We start from the raw sequence: 8684 nt of genomic DNA, 5'->3' as shown, positions 1-8684 counted from the left end.
CCTCCCAGCTGCGTCGACGAGCGGCCCGCGCCCACCGCCGCCTGGAGCCGCCAGTTGCTGGACTCCAGGAGCGCGCCCTTGCGCTGGTGCAGGGCCAGCGTGCGGACCTCCAGCGACGCGGGCTCCAGGCGCTGCTTGTCGCCCCAGGGCAGGTACACCTTGCCGTAGAGCACCTGGGGGCCTCGCCGCACCTGGACCCGATAGCGCCCCGCTGGCAGCGCGACGCGCACCGGCTCTTCACCTCGGGGCTCCACCTCCGCCATGACCTGCAACGTGCGCTCGTCCACGAGCACGACGCTGTCTCCCACCCGTGGTGGCAGCTCGAGCTGCGCGTGGGCCCGCGAGAGCGTGGTGAGGAACAGGTCCCCTTCTCCCGCGAGCTGGCTGGACAACTCCGGGTGCTGCACCGCCGCCGTGGAGGCGTGCGAGCCCGCCAGGGTGCGGTGGTAGACGTGGCCATAGGCCTCCGTGAGCGAGACGCGGCCATCGGCGTCCACGTCCGCCGCGCCCCTCAGGCCTGAAATCAGGTGGTGCGTGAAGAACGAACCCCGGAGGCTGTCCGACTCCTGCGCCACCTCGTGAGCCCCCGCGGACGCGATGAACACGCGCCCCTGCGGTCCCACCTGGCGGAGGAAGGAGATGTCGAACGCGGGCGCGGACTTGAGTCCCTTGGAGCGGCCTCGCACGAGCGCGCCACTGTGGCAGGCGTCCAGCACCGCGACGGTGACGGTGGCGGGGACCTCCGACAGCAGGCGTTGCAGCTCCACGAGCGGGAGCGCCTCGCCGCCCAGGCGCAGGGCCGACTCGTCACCGTGGCCCGAGTAGAAGAAGAACAGCAGCGTGCGCTCTCCGGCGCGCCGCGCCTCCTCGATGCGACCTCGCATCCGCGCGAGCCCGAGCTTGAGATTGGAGACGGACTCACCGCGCAGCAGGAGACGACGGTCCTCGGGGACTCCGCCGAGCTGGCCGAAGACGGCGTCCATGCGCTCGGCGTCCTGCTGGGCCCAGCGCAAAGGCTCGTCCGTGTCCCGGCCCAGGTTGTGGCCCACGCTGATGGAGAACCGACTCTCCGCGCTCGCGACGGAGGTAACGACCAGGGCGAGCAGGACACCGAAGCGCAGCAGCGTCCTCATGGCAGCTCCTTGGGGAGGACGTGGACGGTGTGGCGGGTGCCAGGGAGCGGCGTGGGTGACGGGGGGAAGGCCGTCTCCCTCGCCGCGTGCTCCAGCCAGCGCTGGACGGTCTGGGGCGATGGAGCACTCCGGGCATCGGAGGCGAGCACCACCACCAGCGCCTCCTGTTCGGGGGCGGCATCCAGCTCCAGGCTCCCGGGCAGCACCCATCGGCCTGGCCCCATGGACAACGCGCCGCCGGTGACCTCGAAGCCCTGGAGGGGTGTGACGCGGCCGCGCTCGCTCAGCGCCAGGACATAGAGCGCGCCACCGTTGACGTCCTCCACCTCCACCCGGACCCGGTCTCCGGGACGCAACACCACACCGGGCCCCTGCTCGAAGACCGCGTCGCCTCGCTTGACGAGCACTCGCGCGGTGAGCCCGCCGCGCACGCGAACCTTCTCCACCTCCTCGAGGGTGACGAGCCGGGGCAGCACCGCCGCGAGCACGACGCCGAGCACCAGCACGGGATGGCTCCAATGCAAGAGCCCGCGCCAGCGGCTCGGACGCGGGGCCTCCAGTCGGGCCCGCACCGGGCCAAAGGGGCGCACGAGGGCGAAGGCGGCCTTCTCGGCCTGGCGCTCCCGCAGGTGCGCCGCGAGTTCGGGCGAGACGCGCGCCGCCTCTTCCACGCGCCGGGCCTCTTCCCGGGAGAGCTCGTCACACAGGTAGCGCTCCAACAGGAGGTCCGGCACGCCCGGGAAGCGAGGGATGGAGGTGGGGTTCATGCGGGGGCCGTTCCCTTTCGAGGCTCGGTGCGGGGGGCGACCTCCAGGAGTCGCCGCGCGGTGTCGAAGAAGGTCTGCAACTTGCGCTGCACCGTCTTGCGGGAGACGTCGAGCAGCGTGGCGATCTGCTCCTGCTCCAGTTCGTCGATGAAGCGATGGGCGACGATGCGCTGGACGTCCTCCGGACAGTGCGCGAGGACCCGCCTGACCAGGTCCGCGTCCACCAGCAGCCGCTCCAGCGCGGCCTCCGGCGATGCGCGGGCCTCCGGAAGTGGTGCCAGTCGCGACAGCGCATGGGTGGCCTCGGTGCGCTGGCGACGCAGCACGGAGAAGCACTGTCGGTCCGCCACGGTGAGCAGCCACGACAAGGCGGAGCCCGCGGCGCGCAGCTGCTTCAGGTTGGAGTGGACGCGCAGGAAGACCTCCTGCGTCGAATCCCAGGCCAGCGCCTCATCGCCGAGCAGGCGCAGACACCGCCGATGCACGGCTTCGCCATAGCGACGGTAGTAGCCCTCGGTCTGCTCGACCTCGTTCGCCGGCTCGCGCACGCACGGACCTCACCCTGGGCCGATTGCCGCCCCCGTCGTCAGTCTCGCCCGGCACGGGCGCCAGCGGGGGCACGTCCCGCCAGGCGAGACGCATGACCCTCATTCCGTGGGACATTTCCCGGGCAATTCAATCCCAGCTTGACGGGAGACGGTCGACACGCTTCGGCGAACGGGACGCGCGACTCGGGGGGCGCTCTCCGCCCCCCTCTCACAAGGACTCACGTCACGTGCATCACAGAGGGTCAGGCCATCCTGCCTCCCTGGCATCTCCGTCTCCTGGTTGATTCGAGGGATCGCGCAGCAGCGCCGGGACAGGAGATCGTTTTCAGAGGTCGGATCCGCCCTTCCCCCTGTCGGGCAGCCTCCACGTCCATTGGTCTGGGCGCTGGCGCGCCTTGAAACACAGGCATCGGTCCGCCCGGCGCGATTGCCCCGCCTGTCATGTCGTGGCGGGGCAAGCAGTCGCCTCCCACCAGACTCCGTGCGGGACAGTCCGACTTCGCGAAAGATGGATTTCTTCCGGGCAGGCGTCGGAGGAGCTGGTTATCAGGCGTGCCCCATCGGTCGGGAGCCCGCATGGCCGGCTCCCCTCCTTCCAGGAGGCACACATGAAGATCGGCATCATCGGAGCGGGCCACATCGGCGCCACGCTGGCGCGCAAGTGGGTGAAGCTGGGCCACCAGGTCTCCCTGGCGAACTCGCGGGGACCGGACTCGATTCGGGAGCTCGCGGCGGAGATCGGCGCGACGGCCGTCACGGCGGCCCAGGCGGCGAAGAGCGGCGAGGTCGTGGTCGTCACCATCCCCCAGCGCGCGGTGATGGACCTGCCCAAGGACCTCTTCCAGGGCGTGCCCTCCGACGTGGTCATCATCGATACCGGCAACTACTACCCGACCCGGGACGGCGCCATCCCCGAGCTCGAGCAAGGCAAGACGGAGAGCGTCTGGGTCAGCGAGCGGCTCGGCAGGCCGGTGGTCAAGGCCTTCAACAACATCTACTCCCAGTCCCTCGCGGACAAGAGCCAACCTCCGGGCACGCCCGGCCGCGTCGCGCTCCCCGTCGCCGGCGCCCCCGAGGCCAAGGCGAAGGTCCTGCGCCTCATCGACGAGCTCGGCTTCGACCCGGTCGACGCCGGAGACCTCGAGGGCTCCTGGCGCCAGCAGCCGGGCACGCCCTGCTACACCCAGGACCTCGACGCCCCGAAGCTGAAGGCCGCCCTCGCCGCCTCGGACCGCGGCCGCATCCCCGAGTACCGGAAGGCCGCGGATGACGCGGCGAAGCCCTTCTTCCTCGCGGCGGCCCAGCGAAAGCCCTGACGCGCGTCGGGAAGAAAGCACCGCCGCCCGCAGCCAGCTTTCGGCGGGCTGTGCGTATCCATGGTGGACCGAGGCACTCGCGGCAACCGGCACACGGTCCGCGAGCGCATGGCGGCTGCTCAGTCGCTGGAAGCAGGTGACCCTCCTCAACAGCAGCCAGCCGTGGAAGGGCTGGAACGAGCCCGGCAACAGCTGGTGCAACTGGCCGTCGCCTTCGACCGCCGGCTGCGACACCCACTCGGAGTGGTCCAGCATCGTGCTGGATCCGTCGACCCGGTTCCTCTTCAGCAAGTCGAAGGGCCTCTTCGGAACCCATACCGACGTGTATGAGCTCTCGAACCCCTCGGCGCGGCTCACCGGCGGGGAGCGCGTGACGTTCCGCTGGGTCAGGGATTGAGCGGCGCCACCGCGCTCACTTCAACAACCGCAGCACCGCTTGCACCGCGCGCTCGGTTCCGTCCACGCCCTCCAGCGCGGACGCGAGCGCGCGGGCCCGGGTGGTGACGGCGGGCTCCAGGAGCCGGGAGAGCGCGCTCGCGACGGAGGAGGCCTCCAGCGCCGAGGGAAGCACCACGCGCCCCACTCCGAGCCGCTCCACGCGGCGCGCATTCGCGAGCTGATCCCCACCGAAGGGAATCACCACCATGGGGCGACCCGCGGCGAGCGACTCCTGGACGGTGTTGTTCCCGCCGTGTGTCACCACCAAGTCCACGCGCCGCAGCAGGGGCACCTGGGGCACCTGACGGAACACGAGCGTGCGCGGGCCCGCGCGTCGCTCCAGCCGCCCGAAGCTGGCGCCCGCGCTGACGACGGTGTGGACGTCGTGTCGCGCCAGTCCGTCGAGGATGGCGTCGAACACGCGGGGCTGGCCGTTGAACACCGTCCCCAGCGACACGTACACGTGGCGACGTCCGGGCTGGAGGGAGCGCAGCGCGGGGTCGTCCTGGTCCGCGTCCCGCGCCCGGGGAAGACAGGGGCCGGTCATCTCCACGGGCCCCGTGAGCGGCTTCAGCCCGGGCTCCAGCTCCGGAAGGGTGGCCAGCAGGTTGAGGTCGTCGGAGATGGGCGCGGAGAGCAAACCGCCAGGGCGCAGGCGCACGCCCAACGCGCGCGCATCCCTGGCGACCCGGGCATCGAACCACGCGCCGAGCGCCTGGGTGGCCTGCTCCGCGCGCGCCCAGGTCTCGTCGCGAGGCGCGTCGTCCGGCAGGCCGCTGCCGAAGGGCGACGCCCCCTCCACGGGGAAAGGCAGCGCGGAGTGGTAGAACGCCGCGTAGGGCCGCCTCGTCAGCCGGGCCGCGAGCAGCGCCGCGGGCATGAGGTAGTCGCCGAGCACCACGTCGATGCCGGACGCCTCGATTTCCCGGGCGAGGTGGCGGGCCTGCGACTTCATCCCGGCGGTGAACAGGCGCAGCGCCAGGGCCAGCTCGTCGACGCCCCGAGCGTGCGGAATGCGGGCGCCGTACCAGAGCATGGCGGGTGCGGGCTGGAGCCGGATGAGCCGGAGGCCATCGCGCTGGATGGCCTGGGGCAGCGTCGTCGCCACGCGCAGGGGCTCCGGCCAGAGGTTCGAGAAAGGGAGCGGCGGCGCGGCGAGGGCCATCGCGACCTCGTGTCCCAGCTCACGCAGCCGCACGCCCATGGCGCGCAGGGCGTTGGTGTGGCCCGCGGTGGGGTGGGCCGCCATGAGGATTCTCGACATGGGGGGACGCTTATCACCGAGCTGTCCCACCGTGGAAACCCCCATGTCGCCTCGTGGGAAACCACCAGGCCGCCTCGCCCCTCCATGCCTCCAATCGATGTCTTTGTTTTGTTCGGAACCTTGCGGGACCCTGGCGGATATCAATGAATAACAACTCTTGATATGTCTTTGCCAATCCCTGTCATCCACCCCACGTTCCTCCCCAGGGAGGGACACGCGTGCACAGGCACGGCCGCTCTCACCGCAGTCCCACCCCCAGAGGTAGACCATGTCACGACGTCTTTGCAGACATGCTGCTCCCTTGTCGTTGCTGCTCACCGTGAGCCTCGCCCTGGCTGGATGCCAGAAGGAGACTCCCCAGGACTCCGGGCAGAGTCCCACCGAGGCGCCGGGCTCGAACGAGCTGCGCCCCGGAGACCTGTCCCAGGTGCGAGCACTGGCCGCGAGGCACGGTGGGGTCGTCGCGCTGGACCTGTCCGACGAGGCCCAGTACCGCTTCCTCCGCGCTCGGGTAGCGGCCGCGGGAAAGACCCCGGAGAAGTATCCCCAGTTCTTCGCCATGCTCCAGTCGGTGCGCGAGCGTCACGCCGCGCGCAGGCAGGGCGTGAGCGCCCAGGTCTCCGCGGAGGCCCCCAGGGACCACTTGATCGGCAAGGTCATCGTCGGGCCGGACGGGAGGACTTTCGAGGCGACGGCGTTCTCCACCGTGCAGGGAGGCGCGGACTACAGCTTCCTGGACGTGGTGGTCTGGGACGAGACCCAGCAGAACCAGGTGTCTGACTATGGGTGGGGCGAGGTCTATGCCGATGGGCGCAAGCTGTGGGCCCGCGCCACGGGAGTGCTCCCGCTGACCCGGGATCCGCTGCTCTACGTCGACTCGGCCAGCCTGGTTTCCTTCGGTGGCCAGGAGTACGTCCTGTACAAGTCGGCCACCGTCTCCCCGTCACCGGGCTGCGACATCGTCCACCCCAGGGACCTGGCGCCCGCGGCGAGGCCGGACAACATCGTCACCATCTGCCTGCAGCGCAACAACGGCGATTGTGACTACCCGATGGTCAACTTCCAGCAGGTGCAGATTCCGCTGAAGGGGACGATGACCTTCCCCTTCCCGGTGACGAGCATCAACAACACGCCGGGCACCTACGCCAAGCTCGTCGAGGAGAGTGGTGGTCCTCGGGAGATGGCCTTCGGTACCTTCTTCAACTGGCTGACCATCAATCCCGCGGACCCACGGCAGGTGCAGTGGGACATCCCCCAGAACCAGGGCGTCTTCACCGGGGTCTTCTTCCAGCCCTACGAGGACGTGGACCTGTTCATGAGCATCGACGTGACCATGAACCGCCTGGGGAGGCCCACGCAGGTCACCAAGCAGTTCTCCTCGTCACCCACCTTCACGCCGAGCATGGTGTGCATGCCGAAGATCCAGATCTCCTACAGCTGCCTGGCGGCGGGCACCCAGGTGAAGCTCGCGGGAGGAAAGAGCGCCCCCATCGAGCGCATCGCCCAGGGCGCCCGCGTGGTGACGGACAGCTCGGGCCAGGCGCTGCGCGTGGCGGACACGACGGTGGGCACCGAGAGCATCGAGATGGTCCGCCTCCGCGACGACGTGGGCCATGACCTGCTCTTGACGGGCACCCACCCGGTGATGACACCGGACCGCGGGGTGGTGTGGGCGGAGGAGCTGAAGGTCGGCAACCGCGTCCTCACCGACTCGGGCATCTCCACCCTGGTGAAGGCGGACCGCGAGCTGTTCGCGGGCGCCGTGCACAACCTGAAGCTCGACCGGAGCTCGCTCCAGGAGAAGCGCGAGGCCAAGGGCAGCACGCTGTACGCCAACGGCTTCCTGGTCGGCGACGTCACCATGCAGCGCGCCTACGAGTTCAAGGACCGGGCGGCGCTGACGGCGGAGTTGCTCGCGCGGCTCCCCGCGCGGTGGCAGGTGGACTACCAGAGCAGCCTGAGGGCGGGGACGCTCCCCTCGGGCCGATGAGGACGTGAGGGCGGTCGCGCTCGGGCCGCCCTCACCCACCTCGCATTCCAGTCATCGCGAGCGGGGCCGCGGGCTACAGTCGCCCGCGGCACCCGACTCCCGGAGGCTGGACCCTCTTGATGCACCTGCGCGACGTCACGGACGAAGACCTCCCCCTCTTCTTCGAGCACCAACGCGACCCGGTCGCGCTGCACATGGCCGCCTTCCCGTCCCGGGAGCGCGAGGCCTTCATGACGCACTGGCGCACGAAGGTCCTCCGCCCCGAGAACGTCACCCGCACCATCGTCGTCGACGGACAGGTCGCCGGGTACATCAGCAGCTGGGAGCAGCACGGCGAGCGGCTCATCGCCTATTGGATTGGCAGGGAGCACTGGGGCCGGGGCATCGCGACCCGCGCGCTCTCGGAGTTCCTGACGGTGGAGCCGACACGTCCGCTGCACGCGTGCGTCGCCGTCCACAACGTCGGCTCCGTCCGCGTCCTCGAGAAGTGTGGCTTCCGCGCGGAGCCCCAGGACCAACCGCAGGTCGTGGACGGCATCGCCGAGCTCTTCATGACCCTGAGCCCGTAGCCACGACGTTTCCAGACAGCCCTTCGTCCGAGGTCCTCGTTCGACCTCGGACACGCGCGCGCCACACCCCGCGAGGCTGTCCGCGCAGCAACGCTCGACTCCTGAGAATCCCTGTCACGCCCGTGCGCGGTGCCTACCGTCGTCGTCCGCTCGGCTCTCGCCCCATTCCTGGCGCGAGTCGCTCCGGAGGGCGGCATCGGCCCATGTCGCCCCGTCATCTCCCGACGAGGAGGACCCATGTCGTCGCACGGCCTCAACCGCTTCGCCCTTCCCTTCCTGTTCATCCTCGCGTCCGCCCTGCTGTTCCCGTCGCCGGGCCAGGGCGCGGAAACGCGCTACGCCTCCCGCAAGCCCGCCCCCTGTGGCGTCAACCGCGAGCTGTACCTGGGCACCTACAAGGGCCGCGTGTTCAAGGAATGGCAGACACCCCTCACCGACGCGCAGCTCAAGGACCCGCTGGTCCGCATGGCCAATGACGCCCTGCTCAAGAACAACTACACGCTCACCGTGCGCTTCCACCGCGATGAGCGGGGTGCCTATTGGGCGGACACCCACGTGCAGTTCGACAGCCTGACCCCGGACACCGCGGGCCCCAGCCACAGGGACACCAGCGACTACGTGCTCGACCTGGAGCGCTCCCCCGCCAAGGTGGAGTTCAT

At 70.1% G+C, this 8684-nt stretch carries 9 protein-coding genes; 5 read left to right on the top strand and 4 right to left on the bottom strand.

All coding sequences use genetic code 11. The features are described from left to right. The 3 genes from FL311_RS37895 to FL311_RS37885 form a co-directional block, all read right to left on the bottom strand. Window positions 1-1133 (bottom strand): caspase family protein (locus tag FL311_RS37895; protein ID WP_141332541.1); only part of this gene is annotated, 1133 nt, incomplete at its 3' end. Further along, a complete protein-coding gene (locus FL311_RS37890) occupies window positions 1130-1900 on the bottom strand; it encodes a hypothetical protein (RefSeq protein WP_141332540.1) in 771 nt (256 codons plus the stop codon). The genes FL311_RS37890 and FL311_RS37895, both read right to left, overlap by 4 nt. Beyond that, the gene (locus FL311_RS37885) at window positions 1897-2448 is read right to left on the bottom strand and encodes an RNA polymerase sigma factor (RefSeq protein ID WP_141332539.1); all 552 of its coding nucleotides are present in this window, start codon (window positions 2446-2448) and stop codon (window positions 1897-1899) included. The genes FL311_RS37890 and FL311_RS37885 overlap by 4 nt, the downstream gene beginning before the upstream one ends. 446 nt (window positions 2449-2894) lie before the next feature. Between FL311_RS37885 and FL311_RS37880 the strand changes: the two genes are divergently transcribed. Both FL311_RS37880 and FL311_RS37875 read left to right on the top strand, forming a co-directional pair. Beyond that, on the top strand, window positions 2895-3764 hold the full coding sequence (locus FL311_RS37880; protein ID WP_255510396.1) for an NADPH-dependent F420 reductase: 870 nt from the start codon (window positions 2895-2897) through the stop codon (window positions 3762-3764). Between the two features lie 136 nt (window positions 3765-3900). Continuing rightward, window positions 3901-4161 carry a hypothetical protein gene (locus tag FL311_RS37875; RefSeq protein ID WP_141332537.1) on the top strand — a complete coding sequence of 87 codons (261 nt, stop codon included), beginning with the start codon at window positions 3901-3903 and terminating at the stop codon, window positions 4159-4161. Window positions 4162-4176: 15 nt separating this feature from the next. On the opposite strand, the gene FL311_RS37870 is transcribed toward FL311_RS37875, so the two are convergent. Further along, window positions 4177-5466: a glycosyltransferase gene (locus FL311_RS37870; RefSeq protein WP_194869535.1), complete on the bottom strand. Its 1290-nt coding sequence runs from the start codon at window positions 5464-5466 to the stop codon at window positions 4177-4179. A 268-nt stretch (window positions 5467-5734) separates the two neighbouring features. Here FL311_RS37870 and FL311_RS37865 point away from each other — a divergent pair, with 268 nt between their 5' ends. The 3 genes from FL311_RS37865 to FL311_RS37855 form a co-directional block, all read left to right on the top strand. Continuing rightward, a complete protein-coding gene (locus tag FL311_RS37865; RefSeq protein WP_141332536.1) occupies window positions 5735-7456 on the top strand; it encodes a Hint domain-containing protein in 1722 nt (573 codons plus the stop codon). Window positions 7457-7575: 119 nt separating this feature from the next. Next, window positions 7576-8025 (top strand): GNAT family N-acetyltransferase, encoded by a 450-nt coding sequence (locus tag FL311_RS37860; protein WP_141332535.1) that lies wholly within the window; start codon window positions 7576-7578, stop codon window positions 8023-8025. Between the two features lie 237 nt (window positions 8026-8262). Further along, on the top strand, window positions 8263-8684 hold a 422-nt coding region (locus tag FL311_RS37855), incomplete at its 3' end, for a hypothetical protein (RefSeq protein WP_141332534.1).

The sequence above is a fragment of the Myxococcus sp. AB025B genome, assembly GCF_006518215.1.
Classification (GTDB): domain Bacteria; phylum Myxococcota; class Myxococcia; order Myxococcales; family Myxococcaceae; genus Myxococcus; species Myxococcus fulvus.
The sequence above is the reverse complement of the archived record's forward strand: the minus strand, read 5'-3'. Positions and strand labels throughout refer to the sequence as shown.

Bases quoted from the DNA above. Each gene is read 5' to 3' on its own strand.
- FL311_RS37865 (WP_141332536.1), top strand. From the start codon at position 5,735: ATGTCACGACGTCTTTGCAGACATGCTGCTCCCTTGTCGTTGCTGCTC.
- FL311_RS37860 (WP_141332535.1), top strand. From the start codon at position 7,576: ATGCACCTGCGCGACGTCACGGACGAAGACCTCCCCCTCTTCTTCGAG.
- FL311_RS37870 (WP_194869535.1), bottom strand. From the start codon at position 5,466: ATGTCGAGAATCCTCATGGCGGCCCACCCCACCGCGGGCCACACCAAC.
- FL311_RS37890 (WP_141332540.1), bottom strand. From the start codon at position 1,900: ATGAACCCCACCTCCATCCCTCGCTTCCCGGGCGTGCCGGACCTCCTG.